Raw genomic sequence first — 26,343 nt, forward strand, 5'->3', positions numbered from 1 at the left:
GCCTAATTTCATTCCATGACAATTATAGACTTTAGTCTAAAGTATTTCATTTACTGTATGAAAACATAGATTAAAGAACCGATACAGATCGGTTCTTTTTTTTCATATATTCTATACTTTGACTACCAGTTCCCTTCACCCAGGGTTTGGCCGATATAATGATACTGTGCCTTGGATCTTGAAAATTTAATTGGGCAAGCCAACTGTTTTTCTACCTCATTTGCATCTTTCCTTAGAGGTACATCTACTGTCCAAGCACGTTGTTGAGCCAAATCTGACGTCAGAGCTTCGTCTAGATTTAACACAGGTTCTACACATACGTCTAATTCAGAAAATGTTTTACGCCATACATCAAAACTTTTTTTCCTGATTTTATCAGCGATCGCAGCCTTGACTGCTTTTCGATCTTCAACATCAAATGAGGTTCCTTTTTCCAATAATATAGGCAGTTCTAATGTAGTTGCCAGACCTGTCATAAATTGGGGCTCTAGACTCCCAATTGAGATATAGCGCCCGTCTTGCGTTTGATAATAGTCATAAAATGTTCCCCCATTCAGATGTTCATTTTCAGGGTGTTGATTCTGTCCACCTGCAAGTACAGCTGCCGCAGCCATATTGTTTAAGGTCACCGCACAATCCGTCATAGAGATATCAATATATTGACCTAAACCACTCCGTTGCCTTTCAATCACGGCTGTTAAAATGCCGATCACTGCGTGTAAAGAACCGCCTGCGACATCTGCAATTTGAATCCCCATTGGTGGTGGTCCATTTTCCTGTCGACCTGAATGTCCAGCAATCCCTGAAAGTGAAACATAATTAATGTCATGTCCCGCTTTATCTTTATAAGAACCTGTTTGCCCATATCCTGTTATTGAACAATAAATCAGACGTGGGTTTATTTCAGATAAAGTTTGATAGTCGAGTCCTAAACGTCGCATCACTTCAGGACGGAACTGCTCAATGACGATATCGTATTCTGAAATTTTTGATTTAATGAGTTCAATACTCTGACTATCTTTTAAATCTAGGGCAATCGACTGCTTGTTACGATTCAAATAACTGTGCGCCGTGGCTTGACCATTTGCATAAGGTGGCAACATTCTGACAAGGTCTGGTCGATTTGGTGACTCTATATGGACCACCTCTGCCCCTAGATCTGCTAAGTACAAGGTCGCAAAGGGTCCGGGTAATAATGTGGAAAAATCTAAAACTTTCAATCCCTTTAATGCAGCTGTCATTGTTATTTTCACCAAGAATATGTTGATTTTTCACCCATAATAGAAATATAAAACAAGATTAACAATGTCATGTTCAGCCATTTACCTTGATCATTTCGGCAATTTATGATGTAAAAGAGCAATTACTCTAGTGATAATTGCCAATTAAATTATTTTTTGCGTCATTTAGGTCAAGTAGCAGTGAACATCAAAGAGACTGAAGGATTTAACATGAGTCGCGATACGATAAGTATCCATTTTGTGAATGCAGCCCTGACTGGGGTAAAACGTCTAGGGATGGATGTTGACACTTTACTTTCACATGTCGGCATTGAAGCTGAACTACTCCGCCAACCTAAAGCACGTATTTCTCCTGAGCAGTACACACGCTTTGTTAAAATGCTGTGGATGGTCACCCAAGATGAACACGTTGGTTTTGATATCCAGCCACGTCGCTTAGGGACCTTTGCGATCATGTGTCAATTGATCATACATGCCAAAACTTTAGGTGATGCGCTTGAGTTATCATCACAGTTCTACAAGTTATTTGGTGATGAGTGGTCTGTGACTTTAGAGCGCGATAAGCATGAAGCACGCTTAGTTCCACTCATTCCAAAAACAATGGATCCTGACCATTTCATTACTGAAAGTATGCTCATGATCTGGCATGGTTTGGCATCGTGGCTCATTGAGCGTCGTATCCCGTTAGAGCGTGTACATTTTTCATATCCACGCCCACAACATGCAGATGAATATGATGCGTTATTTTTTGCGCCAGTAATCCAATTTGATTCAGCTCGTACTGAAATCACATTTGCTGCAGACTACTTAGATCTTCCAATTCGCCAAGATGAAAACACCTTGGAAGAGTTTCTAAAAGGTGCTCCAGCGAAACTGTTGGTGAAATTCAAAAATACCAATTCGCTCACATCACGTATTCGTGAAGTATTGAAGAGCCAAATTGGTGAAGAAATGCCAACATTAAATGATGTTGCAGCCATGCTTTATTTATCACCACAGACGCTTCGCCGTCGCTTAGCTGCTGAAGGTAAGAGCTATCAAGGTGTAAAAGATGCCTTACGTCGAGACGCTGCAATTCACTTACTGTTAAACCCATCTTTAACTTTAGAAGATGTGGCACAACAAGTCGGCTTTAGTGAAACCAGTACCTTCCACCGAGCATTTAAAAAGTGGACAGGGGTAACACCAGGACTGTATCGTCAATTACATGGTTATCATTAATTTATTCAAACATAAAAAAGTCTGACATTGTTCAGGCTTTTTTTTACATATGGATTTAAGTGCTTATTTAACAAAAATATTCAAGTTGAAATTAAAATATTCGTAATATTTAAAGGAATAATAAGATGACACTTACTGCAATCTTAATCTCAATTTTGATTGGAATAGCAATTTATTTTTACAGTGTAAAATCGCACAGCTCTCGACCTCAAGCTGATATACAGTACACTTATAATATTGTCGGAGAAAATGCATATCAAAAAAATTTACCTAAAATAGCTGGTCAAAAAAAAGCTGTATCTAAATTTCATGAATGTACTGCTCATGTTCTGTCAGAACCATTTAACCAATACGATCCAAATGCAATCAAAGTTGAAATCAACGGATTAACAGTTGGCTATTTAAGTAAATTAGAAGCTGAAAAGCTGAAAGGGCAGATTATCAATAAAAAAGTGCCCGCTGTAATTAACGGTGGTTGGTATGTTGATAAAGATGATGAAGGTTCTTATGGTGTAAAGCTTGCCATATCAAGCGCCAAAGATTTGATATAGCAAAATTATAATCAAAGCATTCGCAATACAAATTTTTTTTAATTCGTCAAAAACTTTCATTTCACAATTTAAAACACTTAATTTTTCAGTGACCAAAAATATCAAACGACTCATCCGTTCTCGTCATTGCACAATCACATAGATCATCTACACTCAAAACACCATAACAATTTCAACCTATAAAAAAGGAACTATTATGAGCGAGGCTTACATCATTGATGCCATTCGCACACCACGCGGAAAAGGAAAAAAAGATGGTTCTTTACATGAAGTAAAACCAATCACATTACTCACAACGCTGTTAAATGAACTTCAAACTCGCCATCAACTCGATACTTCTAAAGTCGATGACATCGTGCTGGGTTGTGTAACTCCAATTGGTGATCAAGGCGGTGATATCGCTAAAACTGCTGCAATTGCTGCAGGCTGGAATGATGATGTAGCAGGCGTTCAAATCAACCGTTTTTGTGCTTCAGGACTAGAAGCTGTCAATCTTGCTGCACAGAAAGTTCGTTCAGGCTGGGAAGATGTTGTCGTTGCAGGTGGTGTAGAGTCAATGTCGCGTATTCCAATGGGCTCCGATGGCGGGCCATGGGCACTCGATCCAGAAACAAACCTGAAATCTACCTTTGTTCCACAAGGGATTGGTGCTGATTTAATCGCAACTTTAGATGGATACTCTCGTGCTGATGTAGATGCTTTTGCTGCAGATTCCCAAAAGAAAGCAGCAGCGGCTCAAGCGAATGGTTACTTCAATAAATCAGTTGTACCAGTAAAAGATAAAGCTGGCGTTGTCGTTTTAGATAAAGACGAGTTCATCAAACCAACGACTACCGTTGAAGGCTTAGCCAAATTAAATCCAAGCTTTGAAATGATGGGTGGTATGGGATTTGATGCAGTCGCATTACAAAAATATCCAGAAGCTCAGAAGATTAATCACGTTCACCATGCAGGAAACTCTTCAGGCATTGTAGACGGCGCTGCTGTTGTTCTACTTGCATCTGAAAAAGCGGTTCAAGAACAAGGCTTAAAACCACGTGCCAAAGTATTAGCAACTGCGCTTGTCGGAACTGATCCAACAATCATGTTAACTGGTCCAGCACCTGCGGCACGCAAAGCTTTGGAAAAAGCTGGCTTAACCATTGATGATATCGATTTATTTGAAGTGAACGAGGCGTTTGCGGCTGTAGTAATGCGCTTTATTAATGAACTCAATGTCGATCCTGCAAAAGTCAATGTAAATGGTGGTGCAATTGCAATGGGTCATCCACTCGGTGCGACAGGTGCCATGATTTTAGGTACGTTGCTCGATGAACTTGAGCGTCAAGGTAAAAAACGTGGCTTGGCTACACTGTGTGTAGGTGGTGGTATGGGTATCGCAACGATCATTGAATTGGTATAAGGAGAAGAATAATGAGTGCAATTCAATTTGAAAAAAATGCTGATGGCATTGTTATTCTCACCTTAGACTCACCTAATCAGTCTGCCAATACCATGAATGCAGATTTCCGAGTTGCTTTGGAAGAGACGGTAACAAAACTGAAAGCCGAATCTGGCATTACAGGTATCATTTTTAAATCTGCAAAGAAAACCTTTTTTGCAGGCGGTGATTTAGATGAGTTGATTCAAGCTCAACCAGAACACGCCACTGAATTCTTTGGCATGATTCAAAAAATGAAAGCGGAATTCCGCTATATTGAAACCTTGGGTGTACCTGTTGTTGCTGCATTAAATGGAACAGCTCTCGGTGGTGGTTGGGAAATCGCACTAGGCTGTCATGCTCGTATTGCATTAAATGATCCTAAAGCTAAATTTGGTCTACCTGAAGTTACCTTAGGATTGTTACCAGGTGGCGGTGGTATCGTGCGTATGGTACGACTGCTCGGCTTGCAGAATGCTTTTCCTTTCCTGATGGAAGGCAAACAATTTGGTGTAGAAAAAGCAAAATCTCTAGGCTTAATTCAAGATACGGCTGATTCTGAACAAGAGCTCATGGATAAAGCGATTGCTTGGGTTAAAGCAAATCCAAAATCTCAACAACCATTCGATGTTAAAGGATACAAAATTCCAGGTGGTACGCCATCATCACCTCAAGTGGCTCAAGTCCTTGCGATTGCACCAGCAATGTTGCGTGACAAAACAAAAGGTTGCTATCCAGCCCCTGAAGCCATTATGGCTGCTGCCGTTGAAGGTGCTCAGGTAGATGTTGATACTGCATTAACTATTGAATCTCGCTATTTTACGTATCTGGCAACTGGTCAAGTTGCGAAAAACATGATTGGTACTTTCTGGCATGGACTGAATGCGATCAAATCAGGTGAAAGCCGCCCTAAAGAGCCTGTAAAATGGCAAGCGACTAAAGTAGGTGTTTTAGGCGCTGGAATGATGGGTGCTGGCATTGCCTACTCGACAGCGGTTAAGGGGATTCAAGTCGTCCTTAAAGATGTATCGATTGAAAATGCGGAAAAAGGTAAGGCATATAGTCAAAAACTGTTAGATAAACGTGTTTCACAAGGTCGAATGACTGCTGAAAAGCGCGAACAAATTTTATCTCTCATTACCCCTACAGCGAATGCATCCGATTTACAAGGCTGTGATTTAATCATTGAAGCTGTATTCGAAAATCAAGAACTCAAAGCCAAAGTAACTCAAGAAGCTGAGCAATATTTGGTTGACGGCGGTGTGATGGCTTCTAATACGTCAACCTTACCAATCACAGGTCTTGCAACAGCAAGTAAAGATGCGAAAAACTTTATTGGACTGCATTTCTTTAGCCCTGTTGATAAAATGCAGTTGGTTGAAATTATTAAAGGTAAAGAGACTTCAGCTGAGACACTAGCTAAAGCCTATGATTATGTTCAACAAATTGGAAAAACACCTATCGTTGTTAATGATAGTCGTGGTTTCTTCACCAGCCGCGTATTTGGTACTTTTGTCAACGAAGGTTTGCGTTTACTGGCTGAGGGAGTACATCCAGCCAAAATTGAAATGGCTGCTTTAAAAGCAGGTATGCCAGTCGGTCCATTAGCAATCCAAGATGAAGTCGCATTAACCTTGTCTGAGCATGTGACCAACGAAACGCGTAAAGCGCTTCAGGCTGAAGGCAAAGATTTACCACACTCCCCTGCTGAAGATGTTTTAAAGCAAATGATCCATGAATTTGGGCGTAAAGGGAAAGCTGCTGGTACTGGTTTTTATGAATATCCAGAAAGTGGTAAAAAATACCTTTGGGATGGTTTAAACCATTGGACGAAAGAAACAGATATTTCTGAACAAGAAATGATTGATCGCTTCCTATTTGTTCAATCCTTGGATACGCTGCGCTGTTTGGAGGAGGGAGTTTTAGAGTCTGTCATTGATGGAAATATCGGTTCTATTTTTGGCATAGGATTCGCCCCTTGGACTGGCGGCGCTTTACAGTTCCTTAATCAATATGGACTCGCACAAGCGCTTGAGCGCGCGAATCAGCTTGAAGCGAAGTATGGTGAGCGTTTTAAAGCACCTCAACTCCTCAAGGACAAAGTTCAGTCTGGTCAATCAATCTGATTGATATAAATTAAAAACCTCTCTTCGGAGAGGTTTTTTTCGGTCTTGTCGATAAATATGTGTTATAAAGTAACATATTCTCAGATTCATTTTACCCAACTTGGTATAGCATTATGACTGATCATTCTTCACCAGAAAAATCTCCTTGGGGTTGGAAAGCGCTAATTATCGCGATCATTTTAAGTATTATATTTATGGTGATTTTCTATATAGCCATTGAAAATGAACCTGACTATATGCCAAGTAAACAACGAACAGAAACCAGTGAACATCATGCATTCAAAGCATCACCTGTGATGTCTGAAGAAGCAGCAGAAAAAATAGAAGCCAACAAAGCTGCTCAAGCTAGTGCAACTGAACACAATATGACTGAAGATGAACACGCAGCAATGGGCGAACACAGTCATACACATGATGGTGAATCAGGTTCACATAGTCATTGATATTTGTGATGAAAAAACGGAGCATTGGCTCCGTTTTTTTATTCAAGCTGCATCGTCATATAAACATGAGGAATACCACAATCTAAGTATTCCTTACCTTGGGGCTCAAACCCTAAACGTTGATAAAATGGTAATGCATGAACTTGAGCAGAAAGATTCAAGGTTGGTCGCTTTTCCCTTTGAGCAAACTCAATTATAAATTTCATGAGCTCAAACCCAACACCTTTTCCTCGATAAGCCTTTATGACTGCTACCCTTCCAATACTATGGTTTTGAAGTAGTCGAGCCGTGGCGATTGCCTCACCTTCATGGAAAACAACGAAATGAATCGATGTATCATCTTCCATATCCCATTCGTCTTCAGGTGAAATTTGTTGTTCCAGAATAAATACTTGCTCTCGTATCTGCATCGCGTAGCACTTTAATTGCGACCATGAACCTACTTGAACATCGAAGACATTACTCATGTGTTAATTCCCAAAGGTGTGTTAGCACTTTTCACCAATATTTTGTTGCTCCCACTCTCCTTTTAGAAGCAACTCTAATGAGTGCTTTTGAATACCATACATATTTTTTAATGCAATTATTTGATCTAACACTTGCTGATCTGGTGCGTTCAAATCTTTGCGCTTGGTGGCTAAAATCATTTTATTTTTGCTGGTATGTTCCAAAGCCACAAATTCAAAAACTTTAGTCTCGTAACCATAGGCTTTTAACAATAGCGCTCGAATTGTATCTGTCAGCATTTCAGCTTGTTGCCCCTCATGAATACCAAACTGCAACATTGGTTTTAATACAGAGGGACTTTGCATTTGAGGTCTCAACTCTTTGTGGCAGCACGGCGCGCACATAATCATTTGCGCATTCAATCGAATACCGGTATGAATCGCAAAATCAGTTGCTACATCACAGGCATGCAACGCAATCATGACATCGAGTTTTTCAGGCGAGTAAGTTCGTACATCTCCTTGGAAAAAATCTAAATGCTTAAAATCTGATTTACGGGCAACATCTTGACAGAATTGAACCATTTTCTCGTTCAGTTCCACACCTGTAACATAAGGATTATAATCATTTTTTTGTAAGTAGTCATACAGTGCAAAGGTGAGATAACCTTTACCTGAGCCAAAATCGACAACGTTGAGCTGCTGATCAACTTGAATTTGGTTTAATGCGCCTGAGCAAATCTCAACAAATTTATTAATCTGTTTCCACTTACGCGCCATGCTTGGAATAATTTGTTCTTTTTGATCCGTAATACCCAACGGTTGAAGAAAATAACTTTCTTGCTCAACAAAACGGTGTTTTTGACGGTCGTGTGATTTTTCAATGATCTTGGAGACTGAAGCCTTTTTACTCTGAGTTAAGATCGATTTTTTCTTATTTTTCTTGAGCTGTAACTCGCTGTCCAATGTAAAAAGATTGGCTTGTTTGCATTCACTAACCAATTTACTCACCAACGGATCAGCTTCATCAATTGGAAAATTTTTGGTCACATCTTGAGTTTTAAAGCGATACAGAACATTCAGCATCCATTCATCTTGTAATCGAATCATGCGTAAAGTCATCTTTTCTAAAGCTTCTATCTCACCTTGATATTGGCTCAGAATCATACGATCAAAACGCTGAGAAGCTAATGCTTGATGAAATGCTTCAAGAAATTGTTGCTCTTGCGGGGTGGAAGATGCCGAAACGGTCATAAACAGTGCCAAAAAAAGAAATGCTATTAAATTTTAATGCGTCTTACGCGAAAAGCAAAATTCAATTACGATACAGATGTATAATTAAATGTGTAAGTGAACAATGAAAGCATCTCCTGCTTCGTATGATCCATTAGAAGAAAAAATTAATTTCATCAGTCATGCCATTGGTGCTGTCTTGGCCGTCATCGGTGCCATTTTATTGATTATAAAAGGTGCTGCTTATCCTTTGGTACAATGGATCGGGCTTTGGGTCTATGGACTTAGTTTAGTTCTACTCTTTACGGCATCTAGTCTTTATCATTTTGCGGAAACACCTGAGCGTCGGGGTTGGTTTAAAAAATTGGACCACACGGCTATTTATTATCTCATCGCAGGAACATACACTCCTTTTCTATCTATAGCTTTACCAACGCAAAAAGCTCACTATTTATTAATTGCACTTTGGGCAATTGCGGCGATTGGGACTTTATTCAAATTGGTGTTTATTCACCATTTTCAAAAAATATCGCTTTTTGCCTATCTCGCAATGGGATGGTTAGCATTACTTGTGATTGATGATATGCGCACATATTTATCTGATCAAAGTTTAACCTTACTTATAATTGGCGGCCTTGCTTACACCATAGGCGCATTGTTTTATGCTTTAAAAAAGGTAAGATACACTCACGCTATCTGGCATATTTTTGTATTGATAGGTGCAGGATCACATTTCCTGTCTATTTATCTTTACGTGCTATAACCACTTTAACTACATCGTCTAGCAACCCTAACACCGTAGAGCAAGTTGGTATTTCGTATTTTTTTAAGAAATTACGCCTTTTTTAAAAAGATTACGCTATTAAATCTAAGTTTTTTATTTTTAGTAAGTGTAAGGTCTCTCATGGCGTCTAATACAGCATCACAACAAGCTCAGCCCGCAAACTCTAAAACTCGGGTACTAACCGCAAGTCTCGTTGGTACAACCATCGAATTCTTCGATTTTTATATCTACGCTACAGCTGCAGTCATTATTTTCCCCTACTTGTTCTTCCCAACAAGTACAGATCCTATGACAGCAACGATTCAATCATTAGCAACTTTTGCAATCGCATTCATCGCACGTCCTATCGGCGCCGCACTATTCGGTCATTTGGGAGATCGAATCGGTCGTAAAGCAACCTTAGTGGCAGCCTTGCTAACCATGGGACTTTCTACCGTTGCGATTGGTTTACTTCCAACCTATGCGCAAATTGGCATTGTGGCACCCTTACTTTTAGCTTTGTGCCGATTAGGTCAGGGCTTAGGTTTAGGTGGCGAATGGTCAGGTGCAGTTCTACTCGCAACTGAAAATGCGCCAGAAGGCAAACGTGCTTGGTACGGTATGTTCCCTCAACTTGGTGCACCAATCGGCTTCATCCTTGCTACAGGCTCTTTTCTTACGCTTGGGGCATTCATGAGTGAAGAAGCTTTCATGTCCTGGGGATGGCGTATTCCATTTATTTCAAGTGCCTTATTGGTGATTGTAGGCTTGTGGATTCGCTTAAAATTGCATGAAACGCCAGCATTCCAAAACGTGCTTGATAAACAAAAAGAAGTTAATGTTCCTTTTGTACAAGTTTTTAAAAAGCATTCAAAAATGCTTGTACTCGGAACGATTGCAGCCATTTGTACTTTCGTAGTTTTTTACTTAACCACTGTATTTGCTTTGCAATGGGGTACAAAACAATTAGGTTACTCTCGTGAAGAGTTCCTACAACTTCAGTTGGTTGCAACGCTTTGTTTTGCAGCATTTATTCCCCTTTCTGCAATTTTTGCGGAAAAGTTCGGTCGTAAAACCACTTCGATCGCGGTGTGTGTAATTTCTGCTATTTTTGGTATTTTCTTTGCGGACATGTTGGAGTCAGGAAGCACACTGATTGTGTTCTTATTCTTATGTATTGGTCTTGCGATTATGGGCTTAACCTATGGTCCAATCGGTACGGTACTTTCAGAAATCTTCCCGACATCGGTGCGTTATACTGGTTCGGCGTTAACATTTAACCTTGCTGGTATTTTTGGTGCATCTTTCGCACCTTTGATTGCAACGAAATTGGCAACTGAATATGGTTTGTCTGCAGTAGGCTATTATTTGACGGCTGCATCAATCCTTTCGCTGATTGCTTTCCTCATGATTCGCGAAACGAAACATGATGATGTGAATAATCAAATTTGATGCTTTCAGCTAATAAAAAACCGGCTTAAGCCGGTTTTTTTATTAGCTGAGCTCAATGATATCAATCATCGGTGGTACTCTGAATCTGAATGGGACACCTACCATGCCAGTACCTACGGACACATAAACATTGGCATGTTCATGCTTATATAAACCACGTTTATGACCCAAGATAGACACTTTTTTCATGATGTAATCTGTCAACCACGGAAGCTCCACTTGTCCCCCATGAGTATGCCCTGACAACATCAACGGATGAGTTGGCAATTTTGGCACCATATCCACCGTATCCGGATTATGTGACAGAATTAACCACGGCTTATCTTGTGGTAAATCAGGCATATCCCGCATGTCAGCCTTACCTGCCCACAAATCCCCCACACCAATCAATCTAAACTCATCAAACTCAACAATCTTACCTTCAATATCCATCACCTGATTTGAAGCTAGCGCATCTTTTAATAATGCCTGAATCGGTGGACCTGGATATTGCTCATCATGATTACCATTCACAGAATAGACAGGCGCTTGAATTTCTCTTAATACTCGGAGCTCTTCTGCCAGCTTATTTTCTGGTTCATAGGTCCAATCACCTGCCACAACCACTAAATCTGGTTGAGCTTGATTAATCTTATTCACGATAATTTTCAGTTGTCTTTCATGCCCAGAAAACAATCCAATATGTAAGTCTGCAATTAATGCCACTTTAATCGGATGTTTAAAGGGTTGCGCCGAACTTAACTTGTAACTCAGGTTATTCACTACTACACGATGTGGCTCAATGAAACGTGCATAAATCAATACACTGCTCAACAAGAAAATAAACACACCTTCATGCAATGAAAATATACCTTGCCAAGTAGCAAAAATACTAAAAAACCACAACGGAACAAGTAAATAAGAAAGATAAAATGCCAAGAGATGAACAAAGGCTTTAAATGGATGTATGGTTTCAGTTCGAGATTGGCTCATCCATGCTTGCGTGACTCCCCAAATAGCGAAGAGCGAGAAAATAATATAGAACGCAGCAAGGATGTTATTTGTTGTCCACATATTCAATCTCTTTCATTAAATCAGACGAATAATCTGAGTGGTTCATTTATCTTTTAAATGGTGCTCTTTATACTTTAGCACATTGAGTTCAAAGAATAGATTATGCAAGCAAATCACATGGAAAAGAATCAATCTCAACAATTGAATCGCCAAAAGAAAACATCTTTTAAAATGCGCTTCATCATGAGTTCATGTTTGATTCTTGCTTTACCCGCATGCTCAACTTTACCCACTCAACAAGCTGTTGCACCTCAATATGCGTATGACATCGACACTCATGACACTTCATTGGCGCAAATTGTCGAACCTTTGAAAATTAAGAATCCTGAATTAACAGGTTTTCATGTTTTATATGATCCAATCGAAGCGATAGCTGCACGTTTTCAATTAATTGAGAAAGCCGAAAAAACACTCGACCTTCAATATTACATTTGGGATAACGACCGTGTAGGTGCATTGGCTCTTTATAAAATCATTCAAGCTGCTGATCGTGGTGTAAAAGTCAGATTGTTAATGGATGACAATAACGCTAAGACGATGGAAAGTATTTATCTCGCGCTGGATCAACATCAAAACATTGACGTAAAGTTATTCAATCCTTATAAATTCCGACGCCTTAGACCCGTTGATATGATTTTGGATCTGAAACGTATCAATCGACGGATGCACAACAAAACGTTTACAGCTGACAATCAAATTACCCTGATTGGCGGCCGAAATATGAGTAATCAATACTACAATGTCAGTGACCGATATCAATTTTCAGATGTTGATGTCATGCTTGTCGGTCATGCAGTAAGTGATATTACACACTCATTTGATGAGTACTGGAATCATGAATATGCCTATCCAGTTAAAAATATTGTCAATCATCAACAATATACATTGCGCTATGAAGGTTTAAAACAGCAATTGCAAGAGCACTTTGATGATGGTGCTGTACGTAGTTATGTTGAAATTACTCGTGAATCTCATGATTTTGATCGTTGGCTCAATCAAGAAATTAAGCTGGATTGGGTGAAAGCAGAAGTCATTAAAGATTCTCCTGAAAAAATCAAAGCGAAAGCTAAGAAAGAAGAACATCTCAACTTTCAACTGGTTGAACGCTTAGAGAAACCAGAAAAAAGTGTCGATATCATTTCCGCTTACTTCGTTCCTGAGCGCAAGGGTGAGCAACGTTTAAGTGCAATCGCACAAGATGGCGTTAAAGTTCGTGTACTGACCAACTCTTTTAAAGCCAATGATGTTGCACTTGTACATGCGTTTTATGCGAAATACCGTCAAGATTTACTGCAAAACGGCGTAGAGTTATATGAGTTCCTCCCTGCTTTGCCAGAAGAATTCCAAAATAAAAATAATATTGAAATTTCTAAGCAGTCCAAAGTGAGCCTTAAAGGGCTGAGTCGCTCAAGCCTACATGCGAAAATGATGGCTTTGGATGATAAGCAAGTATTTATCGGATCATTTAATTTTGATCCACGTTCAGCCAATTTAAATACTGAAATAGGCGTCATTTTAAACAGCCAGCCCCTAGCGCAAGCTGTGCATAAAACCATGGATCAGAACCTAAAAAAATATGCCTATAAATTAGTTCTAGATTCACAAAATAATATTAATTGGAAACAAGCGACACCTGAAGGTATTAAAATCTATACCAAAGAACCAAAAATGAAATGGTGGCAAAAAGCAAGCTTGAAAGTTATCTCCTGGTTGCCAATCGAAGGATTCATGTAAAAGCAGGGATCATCATGATCCCTGCTTTTACTGATTAAGCTTTGAGTACTTTTTGATGTAATACTTCCAATCCTTCCTGCATTCTGAGTTGCACTTCTCTCGTTAAGCTTTCAACTGTATGTCCAGTAACATCAATCGTGGGCAAAGCTGTTAAATGTGCAACGACTTGAGGCATTTCCAATACTGCTTTGAGATGCGCTGTAAATCCAATATTTCCAATAAAGGGAGCAACCTGATCTAACTCCCCCTCTTGATTGACATAACAGATTAAACAAACTTGCACTGGTTTTTGAGCCTCGATAGCTGCAGCTAAAAGTCTTCCATGCACTTTTTTGACTTTAGTTCCATCAGTCGTGGTTGCTTCTGGAAAAAATAAGACAGGAATATTTTGCTTCAAAAATTCTGTGATTTGCTCTTTAATACGGACCGAATCTCCTGAACCTCGTTTAATGAACAGTGTTCCACCACCCTTGGCAAGTTTCCCAAAAATCGGCCAATTTTCAATTTCTGCTTTTGCTAAGAAAAATACACGCGCACTCGAACCTAATACAGGAATATCTAACCAAGAGATATGATTGCTCACCCATAATGCGGGTTCACGAGGAATGTTGCCATGTACTTGTAAATCGATATTAAAAACTTTGCATAAGCGACGGCAAAAATGTTGTACATAGCGAGTATTGTTTGGATTATTCGGATTTTTATACATTTGATGCCTAAAAATTAAATAAAACCCTTCAGTGACAGCAGCAGTACCTGAGATGATTTTTTGGCTATATAGCGCTGTTTTTGAAAATAAATTGAGTTTTTTAGGCGTTAATTTTGTCATAAATTATTTCACTAAATAATAACAGGCGTTATCCACTATAGCTCCATTCTATACTGAGCTCACCAGAGATGCATTGATTATAAAAACCGTATACATAGATTTGAAAATTCAATTTCAATTCAAATACCCAATAAAATATAATTTTTAAATCGAATTTATAGATTTAAAAATTATGCAAACTACAACTCAATCACCATCAAATCAAGTCATTCCCATCTGGTCGGCACTCTTCTCATTGGCATCAATTGTCGGTGGCGTCTTTTTATTTATGCTGGCGTTTATACTTATGTTCAAAACTGCTTTAGGTTAATTTAAATCTATTTCCCTCAATTGTTCAATTTCCTCTACACTAGAGTTTTGATGTGGAGTATTAGCTGAGTGGAAGTTACTGGACAAAATCAAGCAAATGAACGTGCGGTCTTGGTGAGTGTTAATGTCCAAATATTAGAAGATCTTGATCAAGAAGAATTTCGTTTATTGGCCAAATCTGCTGGTGCAGAGATTCTTGAACATATACAAGCTCAACGTATTAAACCTGACCCTAAATTTTTTATTGGTTCGGGTAAAGCTGAAGAAATCGCCGAATTTGTTGCAGCGGTAGAAGCTGATATTGTCATTTTCGATCATTCCCTCACACCATCTCAAGAACGTAATCTCGAGCGTGTTATTCAATGTCGTGTCATCGATCGTACTCGCCTTATCTTAGATATTTTTGCACAACGCGCACGCACACATGAAGGTAAACTACAAGTTGAATTGGCTCAGTTAGACCATCTCGCTTCACGTTTAGTGGGTGGTCGCATGGGCTTAGATGGCCAAAAAGGTGGTATTGGTTTACGTGGTCCAGGTGAAACACAATTAGAAACAGATCGTCGTTTACTTCGTCTCCGCATAACCCAGCTCAAAGACAAACTTGAAAAAGTCCGCCAAACACGAATTCAAGGTCGTGCAGCGCGTCAAAAAGCGTCTATTCCAACAGTGTCTCTAGTCGGTTATACCAACGCAGGAAAATCCACCCTATTTAATATTCTTGCTGAAAGTGATGTGTATGCAGCAGATCAATTGTTCGCAACTCTTGACCCAACTTTAAGAAGATTAAATTGGGATGGCATTGGAACATTGGTCTTGGCTGACACAGTGGGATTCGTTCGCAATCTTGCACACTCGTTAGTAGAGTCATTCAAAGCAACCCTTGAAGAAACACTTGAGGCGACTTTGCTTTTACATGTTATCGATTCAAATAGTCCAGAAAAGCTTGAGCAAATTGATGCTGTTGAAAAAGTCCTAAAAGAAATTGGGGCTCAAGTGCCAATACTACGCGTATACAACAAAATTGATCAAACGGGTGAAGAACCTAAAATCATTTATGCTTCTCCCAATTTGCCTGATCGAGTCTATGTTTCAGCACACTCAAGTCAAGGTTTAGATTTACTGCGACAAGCCGTTCAAGCGTGTTTAATGGGGCAAATACAACAATTTGAACTCACACTCAGACCTGAATATGGCAAATTACGCAATCAACTGTATGAATTAAATGTGATTCAGTCTGAACATTATGATGATCTAGGTCATTTGATTTTAAATATTCAAATTGCGCCACATAAATTAGAGCAACTTATAAAACAAGCACATTTACCAATTGATCAAATTCTTGGTGATAAGGCGCAACAATTTAAAAGACCTTTAGAAGAGTTTGAAATCAAATCATAAATCAGTTAAAACGTGATAAATAATGTTAAAAGTATAATCATGATGCAGTGGATGAAAACGATAGATTGGCCAGCATGGATTGGCACCATAGTGCTTATTATTGGCTTCCGAGAAGGTTCAGTTTGGCTTATGACTCAATTGAATCATCCCGAACTGGGCAATCTTGTCGGGTTGCTTTCCTTACTACTTGTACTGTTTGCTTGGCGTAGATTTGGCACTCTTCCAACCAGAGTTGTCGATGTAAATAATAAAATCATGAAAGAAAGTGCTTTCGCATTTTTACCAATTAGTGCTGGGGCATTGGTTATGTTGGTTCATATGGGTAAAGAAATTCCTCTTTTTTTACTCGTACTCACGTTAAGTACACTTATTCCACTTTGGGTTTACGCCAAAATGGCAAAACGCTGGTTATAGGAGAGAAATATGCTCGCAATTTTAATCGGCTTTGCTATTACGTTATTCGCCTATTTAATTTCAAAACCCTGTAACCGTGTCGTACCACAGGTTCCTGTAATTGTATTCGGGATGTTCTTTGTGATCGTCATCTTACTGATTATTGGTATTCCTTATGATCACTACATGAAAGATGTCAATCCGATTTTTGATCATTTATTAGGATACGTCACAGTGGCTCTCGCGATCCCTCTTGCAGCGATGCGTTATGACGATTTACCACTAAAAGGCATTTTAGGAATATTAGTGTTTGCTAGTGTCAGTGCAGTCGCATTGCCTATGGGCTTAGCCTATTTACTGCATATGGCGGATTCGACCATTATGGCTTTCGCTACACGTGCAGTGACGACACCAATCGCAATTAATATTGCGACCTTACTCCATGCACCAATTAGCTTAGCCATTTTAATCGTCATTTTATCTGGTGTTATCGGCGCAGCTTTTTCACCACTCATACTACGTCATATTAATGATGAGCGTGCCTCAGGCTTAGCACTCGGCTTAGCAGCTCATGCGATTGGGACAGCTCAAGCTTGGCAACGAGGCAGTGTAGCTGGTCGTTATGCTGCATTTGGTATGGCGGTAAATGCAACGTTTACAGCCGTTTGGCTCCCTACTTTTATTCACTTTTTAAAAGCGACCTCTTGATTTACCCACGATTGAAAATAAAAAAGCCACTGATGAGTGGCTTTTTTATTAGACGAAAACGACCTAAAGTAGATGATTCTATGCAAACATAGGATTATCTACAGCAAACATTTGCTGATCTTCAAGACGATACGCCATTAATTGATTGCCCCAGACACAACCACCGTCAACATTCTGAATATGCGCAGATATTGTTCTGCCCTGTAAGGCAGCCCAATGTCCAAAAATGACTTGATGAGTTTGAGCAGCTTTCGACTCATATTCAAACCATGGCTGATAGCCAGCTGGCATCGGCTCATCTAAAGCGTCTTTAAAACTAAATTCAAGTCGACCCTCTGGATCAGTCAAACGCATACGGGTTAGATAATTCACGATACATCGTAAGCGCTCATGTCCTGTTAAATCATCTGACCATAATGTAGGTTCTTTACCATACATTTCTTTCAAAAATGCATCCAGAACATCAAAATCATCATGCGCAATAACCGTTTCAACCTCTTGAGCAAACTGTTTCACTTGCTCTACTGTCCAAATATGTGGAATACCCGCATGTGTAATGACAATATTTTCATTTGGACATAAACATAAGGGTTGTTTGCGTAACCAGTCGATTAAATCATCACTGTCAATCGCATCAATCACATCACGAGTATTGTCTTTCTCTTTAATCTCTTTAATACCCCTTGCGCACGCTAACAAGGTCAAATCATGATTACCCAAGACTGTCGCAGCAACGCCTCGATCGACCAGTTTCTTGATAAAACGTAAAGCGCCAATCGAGTTTTCACCACGTGCGACTAAATCACCCGCAAACCATAAAAAATCCTGATCAGGATCAAATTTGATTTCCTTGAGTAACATTTTCAAAGCTTCAAAACAGCCCTGAACATCACCAATCACGTAATTATATCGAATGTTTTCACCAGCCATTTATGCATCTACCATTTGATCTGCAAGTGCAACAAATTGAGCAAGTGTTAATGTTTCTGGACGCGCCATTGGATCAACACCAGCTTTTTCAAATCCTTCCTCTTGCAACATGCCTTTTAAACTGTTGCGAAGTGTCTTACGGCGTTGTGTAAATACATGGGAGACTAAACGTGCCAAGGCTTTTTCATTCTTCGCCACTATTGGTTTTACATCATACGGCTCTAAGCGAAATACCGCAGAAGTTACTTTGGGTGGTGGGTTGAACGAACCAGGTGGCACTTCAAACAAGAATGTCGGTTTACAGTAGTACTGAATCATGACTGATAAACGACCATATTCTTTGGTATTTGGTGATGCCGTAATACGATCGACCACTTCTTTTTGCAACATGAAGTGCATGTCTTTGACCTTGTCACCAAACTCTAAGAGATGAAATAACAAAGGCGTAGAAATGTTATAAGGTAAGTTACCGACAACACGCAACGGACGACCATCAAACAATTCAGTGAAGTCGTAGCGTAAAGCATCAGTTTCCACAATAGTTAAACGTTCAGGATGCGGTACACGACCCGGTAATCCAGCTGCTAAATCACGGTCTAATTCAATGACAGTCAAAGCATCACATTCACCAATTAAAGGCGATGTTAAAGCAGCAAGACCTGGACCAATTTCAACAATATTGTCACCAGTACGCGGGTTCACCGAACGCACAATTTTGGCAATGACACGTTGGTCATGTAAGAAGTTTTGACCAAAACGCTTACGCGTGTGATGCCCTTCATCTTTCGGGTTTAAGGCATTAATCTGATACATAAAGATTTCCAACGTGTAATTAAGACAAGATCACTGACGCGCTAAATCGAGCGCTAAGTCCACAGCCACATGTAAGCTCGAGCTTTTCGCAAGTCCAGTACCTGCGAGGGAGAGTGCTGTGCCATGATCGACAGAGGTGCGAATAAACGGCAAGCCCAAAGTAATATTAATGGCTTCACCAAATCCTTGAGATTTTAACACAGGTAATCCCTGATCGTGATACATGGCTAAAACTGCATCGGCATCTTTTAAATTTTCTGGTGTAAATAAGGTATCTGCAGGCAGACATAAACTCATGTCTATCCCTTGCGCACGATAGCGTTCAAGTACAGGATTAATCACTTCGATCTCCTCCACTCCTAAATAACCATCTTCACCTGCATGAGGATTTAAACCGCACACCAAAATTTTGGGAGATTCGATTTTAAATTTTGATTTTAAATCATGAATCAGGATTTCGATGACCTGATGCAAGCGCTCAGCTGTAATCGCATCCGCAACCGCACGAAGGGGTAAGTGCGTGGTTGCAAGTGCAACACGTAAGGTTTTGGTTGCCAGCATCATGACCACGCGTAACACACCAGCAAACTCTTGGTAAAACTCAGTGTGACCACTGAAATGAATACCTGCCTCATTAATCACTGACTTTTGTACAGGTGCTGTCGCCACGCCAACGCTTTTACCTGACATCGCATAGTCTGCAGAACGGCGGAGTTGCTCTAAGACATAACTCGCATTTTGAGCATTTAACTCACCAAGTACTACAGTTTCATTTAAAGGAATATGTTCCACATAAAGCTGACCCACTTTTGACGATGTTTGTTGCCCTTGATACTCAATCACTTCAACTTCAAGATGAAGTTTTTCTGCACGTTGCTTGAGCATTTGTATATCAGCAAGCACGACGAGTGGACGCTCATCCAAACGTTGCGCAAGGCTTAAACAGATATCAGGACCAATTCCAGCAGGCTCACCGCTGGTGACATACAAAGGAAGCATAACGATCATCATTCAAGGATTTTTATTATTTTAATACAGATCGAATGTAGGATGTTCAACAATACCAAAATGGTAAAATCTTAGCCCTCTGATTTTTTTAATCGTTCTTTTGAGTCTTTTAGCGCCAATCCATACGAAATCTTGCATTTAATAGACCAAAAGCATGAGCGACTTCGGATACACATACAATCACGATGACGAAGAACAAACCCAACAAAAGAATCTGTCCAATCGTTGAACGCGCTGAATAAAATGTTGAATCTTTAATGCACAAGAAACCAAAGCCACCGATTAAATAGATGATCCAAGGGAAAATCATAAAATGTGCATACATTGAATATATAAGAATGACACTTAAAACATCGATTCCATAAATAGTGCCAAACACCATGCCTAACGCTAAATATATTCCGAGAAAAATGAATAAAAATCCGGTCAAAAATTTCGTCACCTTGCTCACTTTGATTTGATCATGGCGTGAAGATAAATCTGAATGATGAACAGGAGGAGAGAAACGATCATTATTATTTTGTGAACTCATCAAAACTCAAAGCTATTATTATGATTATTTCCTCATTCTAAAAGAAATTGATTAAATAAACCGCTATACTTTTCAATCTAAATTAAATAGAATATGCCTCTCGAAATCTTAATATTTTGATTGTGGTTCTAGTGTTTTTCCGCTAGAATTCGCTCTCCTTTTTGTTTGGACAGATTCCACCGTCCAAACCAACTATAATAGGTAGTGGTTAATGAAAACTCTCAGCGCTAAGCCAGCTGAAGTTCAACACGACTGGTACGTTGTTGATGCTTCTGGCAAAACTTTAGGTCGTCTTGCGACTGAAATCGCACGTCGTTTACGCGGTAAGCACAAAACTTCTTATACTCCTCACGTTGACACTGGTGATTACATCGTAATTATCAATGCTGAGCAAGTTCAAGTAACTGGTAATAAGTCACTTGATAAGAAATACTATCGCCACACTGGTTTCCCTGGTGGTATCCGTGAAACTAACTTTGAAAAATTAGTTGCTCACAAGCCAGAAGAAATCTTCCAACGCGCTGTAAAAGGCATGTTGCCAAAAGGTCCTCTTGGTTATGCTATGATCAAGAAAATGAAAGTGTATGCTGGTGCTGAGCATCCTCACACAGCTCAACAGCCACAAGTTTTGGACATCTAAGGGATACAGCACATGGCTACTAACTATGGTACAGGTCGCCGTAAGACCGCAACTGCACGTGTTTTCCTATCTGCTGGTACTGGTAAACTCGTTATTAACAACCGTTCTTTAGAACAATACTTCGGTCGTGAAACTGCTCGTATGGTTGTACGTCAACCACTTGAGCTTTTAGATGCTACTGAGAAATATGACCTTTACATCACTGTTGCTGGTGGTGGTATCGGTGGTCAAGCTGGCGCAATCCGTCACGGTATTACTCGTGCATTGATCGCTGCTGACGAAACTTTAAAACCTGCTCTTCGTCAAGCTGGTTTCGTTACTCGTGATGCTCGTGAAGTTGAACGTAAGAAACTTGGTTTACGTAAAGCTCGTAAACGTCCACAATTCTCTAAACGTTAATTCGTTTTCCGAATTCGGACAAAAAAAACCTTGGCTTATGCCAAGGTTTTTTTTTCATCTTTATATTTTCCCTTACTCATGAAAATCAGTCGTACACGATACTTTAAAATGAATATTAAACTCTGATATCAATAAAAAGACGCTAGTTTTTATTGCTCTATTTTGACTGACTTAAACAAACATATGCTTAATCATCTATCCCAATTTGAGGATTGTTAACTTTTTATAACTTCATTAAAAATACTTTCATGCAGTTTTTTAAATTAAGAGGATAAAAATGTTAAATAGGGAAATATGTTTATCATTCGCCGTAGCCGCTACAATATTAGGTACATCCAATATTGCACAAGCAAATAACTCACAATCAATAGATGCTTTAGCCGTTTGCTGGCAATCCAATACGGGTAAGCATGTTTGTGATGGACCCATACAAAGATTAATGTCTTCATATGAAAACATAAATAAAGCATTAGAGTTAGTTGGATGCTCAGATGGATATCCTGTACAAAATAACAGTCTGGTACATCGATCTTTAGGTCAAAAATTCTCAGTGGTTTACAAGTGTGGCTATAAACTTAGACCAGGCGACACAAGTGCATTAACTAACAATCGCGACGTCCGTCAATGGTGGAGTGGAATCATACATTAGTGCACAAGGCCGATTTAAAGATCGGCTTTTTACATCGCTTTGGATAAAAAAGTTTAAGATTGAATTTCAACAATGCAAGGATAAAAATTAAAAAAAAAACGTTCCAGACATAAATACGACTCAATATAAAATTCAAGTGTTTTAATATGCATCGCTCATTAAACGATGATTTTAGCGTGCATTTTTAGTATCCTTATCTATTCATTAATACTTTGATTGGAATATGTCAGTCGAAACCACCCCATTACAAGGCATCACCATTTATAGTCATGCAGATGACTTTCGATCGCATTGGATTCGCTTCTTACTGGCAGAAAAACAAATTAAACATAATTTATTTATTGTCGACGAAGACAACGAGGATCTTGCGAGTTTAAATCCATACAATCGACTCCCGATGATGATTGAAAATGAGTTAAAACTTTTCAATACATCCATCATTTCTGAATATTTAGATGATCGCTATCGTCAGAATAAGTTATATGCAGATGCTCCTGCTCCACGTGCAGAACAACGCCAATATATATGGCGTTTTGAAAATGACTGGTTAAAACTTGCAGATGATATGTTGCGCCACCCAGACACACTTGATGTTGACGCACAAAAGGCAGCCCAAAAAAAGTTAAAAGATACGCTTATCTCGCTGACACCTTTGTTTCAGCACTATCCTTATTTCATGTCTGAACAATTTACAATTTTAGATTGCATGTTGGCACCGATTTTTATACGGTTAAGAACGATGGGTATTGAGCTTCCAAAGCAACAATGCCGCCCGTTTTATTTATATTGCCAGCGTGTTTTCAGTCGTCCAGCCTTCATTAAGTCCATGACGGTTCAGGAAAAAAATCGTTATAGTCCTGAATTAAAATCCGCTTAAAAAAGCAAAAGAGTGAGTCACATGTCTGATCAAGAAATCAAATTAAGTCCAACTCGCCCGTATTTAGCACGTGCGATTTATGAATGGATTTGCGATAACAATCTCACCCCATATCTACTGGTAGATGCCACACAGCCTTATACCGATGTACCTACACAGTTCGTTCAAGACGGTCAGATTGTTTTAAATATCGTGCCACATGCTGTGCATCAACTACACATGAGCAATGAAGCGATTACCTTTTCTGCACGTTTTGGTGGTGTTTCCAAAGATATTTATGTGCCAATCAATGCTGTACTCGGGTTATATGCAAAAGAAAATGGTCAAGGATTATTCTTTGATCCTGATGAATATGCCAATGCACAAACGGATGAAAATCCGATAGAATCTAAACAGCAACAAAATCAAGAAAATGAAGCACCAAAGAAAAAACCGAGTTTAAGAATTTTGGATTGAAAAAACTTACAGGAGAGTTGAATGGCTTTTGATTTAGTACAATATTTTGTTGAGCAGACCAAAATTCAAAAGCCTCAGCTGTTGAAACAGTATCCAGCTGAACAACGGCATGAATATCTCAATGAATTAAATATCTTAGCTTTAGGTAAACTCATCAGCCTATGGCGTAAAGACGAAAAAAAAATATACCAAGAAATTCATGCCGCTGACCAACTTTATATTCAAGAAGTCGCACGGCATTTGACGACATCTCAACATAATCAGTCTACGCTGTCTCATCAAGAACTTGAAACTGCGACATCAGAGATTTTGACCTTACAGCTTAATGAACTTAAACAACTTGATGTAACAGGTCATTATCAACTACAAGGCATGAATGAATTACTTCAGGGTCAAGTTGAACATCTCTCTGGTAAAGCAAAAGATTGGGTTTGGCTAACAAATAACCTAAATGAGTTGATTGGTTCTCAACCTGTCATTCAAGAAGAGATATCATTAGACCAAACGATGAAGGAGTTTCATGACATGGTCAATCAAGTTCAACATGATCACCACGATGTTGCTGAGCCAGAAGTAGTGGCTACACCAACTTGGGCAAAAGTTTTAGAACCTGTAGTTGCGATTGCAATTCTTTGGGTGCTTTACTGTGCCGTACAAACAGTATTTGCATAAATCCGGTCATAAAAAAAGCCATCGTTAGATGGCTTTTTTTATTGCTTATTCAGCATCAACCTCAATATTCATCAAGATTTGACGTTTTTTCACTTGCTGACCAACTTGTCCTACGATTTCACCCACAACACCGTCGACATCTGACTTAATTTGCTGTTGGATTTTCATCGCTTCAAGAATCAATAATGTTTGCCCTTTAGTTACACGCTCTCCAGGTTGAGCAATGACATTTATAATTGCTCCATCCATTGGGGCACGAATTTTACCATCCCCTGCCACATCGGCAGTCTCAGGTGGTAAATAGGTAATATTTTCCACCATGACGTTGCCATTCGCGCGATCTAAATAAACAAAATTACCATCAAGAACATAGTCGATTCGACGTCGAATTCCATTAATGCTATAAATCAATTGCTGTGTATTTTGCGCTACAACCTCAATCGACTGGCTTTCACCACAGGTTTCAACACTCACTGAACGACCATCACGATGCACAATGAGATCTAACTTTTGATCATCATATCGAAGTTTCAGTGGCAATGCTGAAGAAACTCCTGTGTTCCAATCTGTTTGCGCAGATGCATTTATCAACAACGCTGCAATCAATGCTAAGCTTTCTAAATTTAGACTCTGTTTATTCAAACTCACATCATTTTGGAAATGCTGTTGAATAAAACCAGTGTTCACATCACCCTCCACCACAAGTGGATGACGTAATAAGTTAACTAAAAACTCCTTATTACTGTTTACACCAAGCAGTACAGAGTCATTCACCGCACGTGCAAGTAAACGGATTGCATCGGTACGTGTTTTACCATGTACGATAATTTTTGCGACCATTGGATCATAGAATGGGCTAACTTCATCGGTTGGCATCATGCCGTGGTCAATACGTACGCCTTCTAAATCCGCAGGTTGCCAACGCAATACTTTACCTGTTTGTGGTAAGAAGTCTTGGCGTGGGTCTTCTGCATATAAACGCACTTCAATGGCATGACCATTCATAGTCAATTGTTCTTGCTTAAGCGGTAAAGTTTCACCGTTTGCCACACGAAGTTGCCATTCCACAAGATCAAGACCAGTAATCATTTCTGTTACAGGATGCTCTACTTGTAGACGTGTATTCATTTCTAAGAAATAGAACTCACCTGATTGGTCAAGTAAGAATTCAACTGTACCTGCACCCACGTAGTTACATGCTTTAGCGGCTGCAACTGCGGCATTCCCCATTGCTTGACGTGTTTCTTCAGTCAATACTGGACATGGTGCTTCTTCAACTACTTTTTGGTGACGACGTTGAATCGAGCAATCACGTTCAAATAAATACACGTAGTTACCATGTGTATCACCAAAGACTTGGATTTCTACATGGCGAGGTGCAATGACTGCTTTCTCGATAATCAGCTCACCCGAACCAAACGCATTTTCTGCTTCAGAACGTGCAGTTTTTAAGGCTTCAAGCAAATCAGCTTCTTGATGTACAAGACGCATACCACGTCCACCACCACCTGCTGATGCTTTCACCATCAATGGAAAACCTACTTTTTTCGCTTGATCTGCTAAAAAGTCGATGTCTTGTTGGTCGCCCTCATAACCTGGTACACAAGGTACACCTGCTTCAATCATGGCGATTTTAGACAAACGCTTGCTACCCATGAGCTCGATCGCACCTGCTGGCGGACCAATAAAGGTAATGCCATTTTCTGCACATGCTGCAGCAAAATCAGTATTTTCAGATAAGAAACCATAACCCGGATGCACGGCATCTGCGCCCGTTTTCTTACACGCTTCGATGATATTTGCAATCGACAAATAAGATTCTGATACTTTTGAAGGGCCAATATAAACAGCTTCATCTGCTACTTGTACATGACGCGCATTTTTGTCGGCATCAGAATACACAGCAACGGTTTCGTAACCTAAGGCTTTTGCTGTACGCATCACACGAGCAGCAATTTCACCACGGTTTGCAACTAATACTTTTGTAAACGCCATAGTTCCACCAATATTCTTTAGGCTCCTCTTGTTTTGAGGAGCGTATCCT

The 26,343-nt window shown here is 39.5% G+C and carries 26 protein-coding genes; 16 read left to right on the forward strand and 10 right to left on the reverse strand.

The genetic code is table 11. From position 1 onward, the window contains the following. Positions 1 to 122: 122 nt before the first annotated feature. A complete protein-coding gene (locus AC1M9N_RS13455; RefSeq protein WP_481954908.1) occupies positions 123 to 1,241 on the reverse strand; it encodes a CaiB/BaiF CoA transferase family protein in 1,119 nt (372 codons plus the stop codon). A 210-nt stretch (positions 1,242 to 1,451) separates the two neighbouring features. On the opposite strand from AC1M9N_RS13455, the gene AC1M9N_RS13460 reads away from it, so the two are divergent. The 5 genes from AC1M9N_RS13460 to AC1M9N_RS13480 all read left to right on the forward strand — a co-directional run bounded on the left by AC1M9N_RS13460 (position 1,452) and on the right by AC1M9N_RS13480 (position 7,002). After that, the gene (locus tag AC1M9N_RS13460; RefSeq protein WP_092768523.1) at positions 1,452 to 2,462 is read left to right on the forward strand and encodes an AraC family transcriptional regulator; all 1,011 of its coding nucleotides are present in this window, start codon (positions 1,452 to 1,454) and stop codon (positions 2,460 to 2,462) included. A gap of 125 nt (positions 2,463 to 2,587) precedes the next feature. After that, on the forward strand, positions 2,588 to 3,013 hold the full coding sequence (locus AC1M9N_RS13465; protein WP_481954909.1) for a hypothetical protein: 426 nt from the start codon (positions 2,588 to 2,590) through the stop codon (positions 3,011 to 3,013). Positions 3,014 to 3,209: 196 nt separating this feature from the next. After that, a complete protein-coding gene (locus AC1M9N_RS13470) occupies positions 3,210 to 4,415 on the forward strand; it encodes an acetyl-CoA C-acetyltransferase (protein ID WP_035267939.1) in 1,206 nt (401 codons plus the stop codon). 11 nt (positions 4,416 to 4,426) lie between these two features. Beyond that, positions 4,427 to 6,559, forward strand: coding sequence for a 3-hydroxyacyl-CoA dehydrogenase NAD-binding domain-containing protein (locus AC1M9N_RS13475; RefSeq protein ID WP_481954910.1), 2,133 nt, complete (start codon positions 4,427 to 4,429; stop codon positions 6,557 to 6,559). A gap of 113 nt (positions 6,560 to 6,672) precedes the next feature. Next, positions 6,673 to 7,002 carry a hypothetical protein gene (locus AC1M9N_RS13480; protein ID WP_481954911.1) on the forward strand — a complete coding sequence of 110 codons (330 nt, stop codon included), beginning with the start codon at positions 6,673 to 6,675 and terminating at the stop codon, positions 7,000 to 7,002. A gap of 38 nt (positions 7,003 to 7,040) precedes the next feature. On the opposite strand, the gene AC1M9N_RS13485 is transcribed toward AC1M9N_RS13480, so the two are convergent. Continuing rightward, on the reverse strand, positions 7,041 to 7,469 hold the full coding sequence (locus tag AC1M9N_RS13485) for a GNAT family N-acetyltransferase (protein WP_481954912.1): 429 nt from the start codon (positions 7,467 to 7,469) through the stop codon (positions 7,041 to 7,043). Between the two features lie 21 nt (positions 7,470 to 7,490). Beyond that, positions 7,491 to 8,702 (reverse strand): class I SAM-dependent methyltransferase, encoded by a 1,212-nt coding sequence (locus AC1M9N_RS13490; RefSeq protein WP_481609292.1) that lies wholly within the window; start codon positions 8,700 to 8,702, stop codon positions 7,491 to 7,493. Positions 8,703 to 8,805: 103 nt separating this feature from the next. Here AC1M9N_RS13490 and trhA point away from each other — a divergent pair, with 103 nt between their 5' ends. Both trhA and AC1M9N_RS13500 read left to right on the forward strand, forming a co-directional pair. Further along, entirely contained in the window at positions 8,806 to 9,444 is a 639-nt protein-coding gene (gene trhA, locus AC1M9N_RS13495; RefSeq protein WP_481954913.1) for a PAQR family membrane homeostasis protein TrhA, read from the forward strand. A gap of 141 nt (positions 9,445 to 9,585) precedes the next feature. Then, positions 9,586 to 10,896 carry an MFS transporter gene (locus AC1M9N_RS13500; RefSeq protein WP_035267948.1) on the forward strand — a complete coding sequence of 437 codons (1,311 nt, stop codon included), beginning with the start codon at positions 9,586 to 9,588 and terminating at the stop codon, positions 10,894 to 10,896. 42 nt (positions 10,897 to 10,938) lie between these two features. On the opposite strand, the gene AC1M9N_RS13505 is transcribed toward AC1M9N_RS13500, so the two are convergent. After that, the gene (locus tag AC1M9N_RS13505) at positions 10,939 to 11,949 is read right to left on the reverse strand and encodes a metallophosphoesterase (protein WP_035270000.1); all 1,011 of its coding nucleotides are present in this window, start codon (positions 11,947 to 11,949) and stop codon (positions 10,939 to 10,941) included. A gap of 171 nt (positions 11,950 to 12,120) precedes the next feature. Between AC1M9N_RS13505 and AC1M9N_RS13510 the strand changes: the two genes are divergently transcribed. Then, positions 12,121 to 13,683, forward strand: coding sequence for a phospholipase D family protein (locus AC1M9N_RS13510; RefSeq protein WP_228143135.1), 1,563 nt, complete (start codon positions 12,121 to 12,123; stop codon positions 13,681 to 13,683). A gap of 34 nt (positions 13,684 to 13,717) precedes the next feature. Here the strand turns inward: AC1M9N_RS13510 and AC1M9N_RS13515 are convergent, their stop codons facing one another. Beyond that, positions 13,718 to 14,512, reverse strand: coding sequence for a lysophospholipid acyltransferase family protein (locus AC1M9N_RS13515; protein WP_481587999.1), 795 nt, complete (start codon positions 14,510 to 14,512; stop codon positions 13,718 to 13,720). A gap of 378 nt (positions 14,513 to 14,890) precedes the next feature. On the opposite strand from AC1M9N_RS13515, the gene hflX reads away from it, so the two are divergent. Genes hflX through AC1M9N_RS13530 form a run of 3 tightly spaced genes read left to right on the forward strand, consistent with a single transcriptional unit; the run spans position 14,891 to position 17,323 of the window. Continuing rightward, positions 14,891 to 16,222 (forward strand): ribosome rescue GTPase HflX, encoded by a 1,332-nt coding sequence (gene hflX, locus AC1M9N_RS13520; protein WP_481954914.1) that lies wholly within the window; start codon positions 14,891 to 14,893, stop codon positions 16,220 to 16,222. 42 nt (positions 16,223 to 16,264) lie between these two features. Continuing rightward, positions 16,265 to 16,636, forward strand: coding sequence for a hypothetical protein (locus tag AC1M9N_RS13525; RefSeq protein ID WP_092768555.1), 372 nt, complete (start codon positions 16,265 to 16,267; stop codon positions 16,634 to 16,636). A gap of 9 nt (positions 16,637 to 16,645) precedes the next feature. Further along, complete coding sequence (locus AC1M9N_RS13530) at positions 16,646 to 17,323, forward strand: LrgB family protein (RefSeq protein ID WP_481592326.1); 678 nt, start codon at positions 16,646 to 16,648, stop codon at positions 17,321 to 17,323. 78 nt (positions 17,324 to 17,401) lie between these two features. Here the strand turns inward: AC1M9N_RS13530 and AC1M9N_RS13535 are convergent, their stop codons facing one another. The 4 genes from AC1M9N_RS13535 to AC1M9N_RS13550 form a co-directional block, all read right to left on the reverse strand. Then, positions 17,402 to 18,253, reverse strand: a complete 852-nt coding sequence (locus AC1M9N_RS13535) for a symmetrical bis(5'-nucleosyl)-tetraphosphatase (RefSeq protein WP_180028601.1) — start codon at positions 18,251 to 18,253, stop codon at positions 17,402 to 17,404. Continuing rightward, a complete protein-coding gene (gene rsmA, locus AC1M9N_RS13540; RefSeq protein ID WP_035270009.1) occupies positions 18,254 to 19,066 on the reverse strand; it encodes a 16S rRNA (adenine(1518)-N(6)/adenine(1519)-N(6))-dimethyltransferase RsmA in 813 nt (270 codons plus the stop codon). Positions 19,067 to 19,096: 30 nt separating this feature from the next. After that, positions 19,097 to 20,065, reverse strand: coding sequence for a 4-hydroxythreonine-4-phosphate dehydrogenase PdxA (gene pdxA, locus AC1M9N_RS13545; RefSeq protein WP_481954919.1), 969 nt, complete (start codon positions 20,063 to 20,065; stop codon positions 19,097 to 19,099). A 118-nt stretch (positions 20,066 to 20,183) separates the two neighbouring features. Next, positions 20,184 to 20,606 (reverse strand): hypothetical protein, encoded by a 423-nt coding sequence (locus tag AC1M9N_RS13550; RefSeq protein WP_481954915.1) that lies wholly within the window; start codon positions 20,604 to 20,606, stop codon positions 20,184 to 20,186. 211 nt (positions 20,607 to 20,817) lie between these two features. Here AC1M9N_RS13550 and rplM point away from each other — a divergent pair, with 211 nt between their 5' ends. From rplM to AC1M9N_RS13575, 5 genes are all read left to right on the forward strand, one after another. Beyond that, positions 20,818 to 21,246: a 50S ribosomal protein L13 gene (rplM, locus tag AC1M9N_RS13555; protein ID WP_035270016.1), complete on the forward strand. Its 429-nt coding sequence runs from the start codon at positions 20,818 to 20,820 to the stop codon at positions 21,244 to 21,246. 12 nt (positions 21,247 to 21,258) lie between these two features. Next, entirely contained in the window at positions 21,259 to 21,645 is a 387-nt protein-coding gene (gene rpsI / locus AC1M9N_RS13560; protein ID WP_035270019.1) for a 30S ribosomal protein S9, read from the forward strand. 872 nt (positions 21,646 to 22,517) lie between these two features. Next, positions 22,518 to 23,171, forward strand: a complete 654-nt coding sequence (locus tag AC1M9N_RS13565) for a glutathione S-transferase N-terminal domain-containing protein (RefSeq protein WP_481596613.1) — start codon at positions 22,518 to 22,520, stop codon at positions 23,169 to 23,171. 21 nt (positions 23,172 to 23,192) lie between these two features. Next, positions 23,193 to 23,627, forward strand: a complete 435-nt coding sequence (locus AC1M9N_RS13570) for a ClpXP protease specificity-enhancing factor (protein ID WP_035269488.1) — start codon at positions 23,193 to 23,195, stop codon at positions 23,625 to 23,627. 21 nt (positions 23,628 to 23,648) lie between these two features. Then, positions 23,649 to 24,299 (forward strand): hypothetical protein, encoded by a 651-nt coding sequence (locus tag AC1M9N_RS13575; protein ID WP_035269490.1) that lies wholly within the window; start codon positions 23,649 to 23,651, stop codon positions 24,297 to 24,299. A gap of 45 nt (positions 24,300 to 24,344) precedes the next feature. Here the strand turns inward: AC1M9N_RS13575 and AC1M9N_RS13580 are convergent, their stop codons facing one another. Beyond that, the gene (locus tag AC1M9N_RS13580; RefSeq protein ID WP_481954916.1) at positions 24,345 to 26,294 is read right to left on the reverse strand and encodes an acetyl/propionyl/methylcrotonyl-CoA carboxylase subunit alpha; all 1,950 of its coding nucleotides are present in this window, start codon (positions 26,292 to 26,294) and stop codon (positions 24,345 to 24,347) included. Positions 26,295 to 26,343: the final 49 nt, after the last annotated feature.

This window comes from Acinetobacter sp. ANC_7655, assembly GCF_056784015.1.

Coding starts and splice junctions, on each gene's coding strand:
- rpsI (WP_035270019.1), top strand. CDS start 21,259: ATGGCTACTAACTATGGTACAGGTCGCCGTAAGACCGCAACTGCACGT.
- AC1M9N_RS13550 (WP_481954915.1), bottom strand. CDS start 20,606: ATGAGTTCACAAAATAATAATGATCGTTTCTCTCCTCCTGTTCATCAT.
- AC1M9N_RS13470 (WP_035267939.1), top strand. CDS start 3,210: ATGAGCGAGGCTTACATCATTGATGCCATTCGCACACCACGCGGAAAA.
- AC1M9N_RS13515 (WP_481587999.1), bottom strand. CDS start 14,512: ATGACAAAATTAACGCCTAAAAAACTCAATTTATTTTCAAAAACAGCG.
- AC1M9N_RS13530 (WP_481592326.1), top strand. CDS start 16,646: ATGCTCGCAATTTTAATCGGCTTTGCTATTACGTTATTCGCCTATTTA.
- AC1M9N_RS13485 (WP_481954912.1), bottom strand. CDS start 7,469: ATGAGTAATGTCTTCGATGTTCAAGTAGGTTCATGGTCGCAATTAAAG.
- trhA (WP_481954913.1), top strand. CDS start 8,806: ATGAAAGCATCTCCTGCTTCGTATGATCCATTAGAAGAAAAAATTAAT.
- AC1M9N_RS13465 (WP_481954909.1), top strand. CDS start 2,588: ATGACACTTACTGCAATCTTAATCTCAATTTTGATTGGAATAGCAATT.
- AC1M9N_RS13505 (WP_035270000.1), bottom strand. CDS start 11,949: ATGTGGACAACAAATAACATCCTTGCTGCGTTCTATATTATTTTCTCG.
- AC1M9N_RS13565 (WP_481596613.1), top strand. CDS start 22,518: ATGTCAGTCGAAACCACCCCATTACAAGGCATCACCATTTATAGTCAT.
- AC1M9N_RS13580 (WP_481954916.1), bottom strand. CDS start 26,294: ATGGCGTTTACAAAAGTATTAGTTGCAAACCGTGGTGAAATTGCTGCT.
- rsmA (WP_035270009.1), bottom strand. CDS start 19,066: ATGTATCAGATTAATGCCTTAAACCCGAAAGATGAAGGGCATCACACG.
- AC1M9N_RS13455 (WP_481954908.1), bottom strand. CDS start 1,241: ATGACAGCTGCATTAAAGGGATTGAAAGTTTTAGATTTTTCCACATTA.
- AC1M9N_RS13535 (WP_180028601.1), bottom strand. CDS start 18,253: ATGGCTGGTGAAAACATTCGATATAATTACGTGATTGGTGATGTTCAG.
- AC1M9N_RS13570 (WP_035269488.1), top strand. CDS start 23,193: ATGTCTGATCAAGAAATCAAATTAAGTCCAACTCGCCCGTATTTAGCA.
- AC1M9N_RS13500 (WP_035267948.1), top strand. CDS start 9,586: ATGGCGTCTAATACAGCATCACAACAAGCTCAGCCCGCAAACTCTAAA.
- AC1M9N_RS13490 (WP_481609292.1), bottom strand. CDS start 8,702: ATGACCGTTTCGGCATCTTCCACCCCGCAAGAGCAACAATTTCTTGAA.
- pdxA (WP_481954919.1), bottom strand. CDS start 20,065: ATGCTTCCTTTGTATGTCACCAGCGGTGAGCCTGCTGGAATTGGTCCT.
- AC1M9N_RS13460 (WP_092768523.1), top strand. CDS start 1,452: ATGAGTCGCGATACGATAAGTATCCATTTTGTGAATGCAGCCCTGACT.
- rplM (WP_035270016.1), top strand. CDS start 20,818: ATGAAAACTCTCAGCGCTAAGCCAGCTGAAGTTCAACACGACTGGTAC.
- AC1M9N_RS13525 (WP_092768555.1), top strand. CDS start 16,265: ATGCAGTGGATGAAAACGATAGATTGGCCAGCATGGATTGGCACCATA.
- AC1M9N_RS13475 (WP_481954910.1), top strand. CDS start 4,427: ATGAGTGCAATTCAATTTGAAAAAAATGCTGATGGCATTGTTATTCTC.
- AC1M9N_RS13480 (WP_481954911.1), top strand. CDS start 6,673: ATGACTGATCATTCTTCACCAGAAAAATCTCCTTGGGGTTGGAAAGCG.
- AC1M9N_RS13510 (WP_228143135.1), top strand. CDS start 12,121: ATGCGCTTCATCATGAGTTCATGTTTGATTCTTGCTTTACCCGCATGC.
- AC1M9N_RS13575 (WP_035269490.1), top strand. CDS start 23,649: ATGGCTTTTGATTTAGTACAATATTTTGTTGAGCAGACCAAAATTCAA.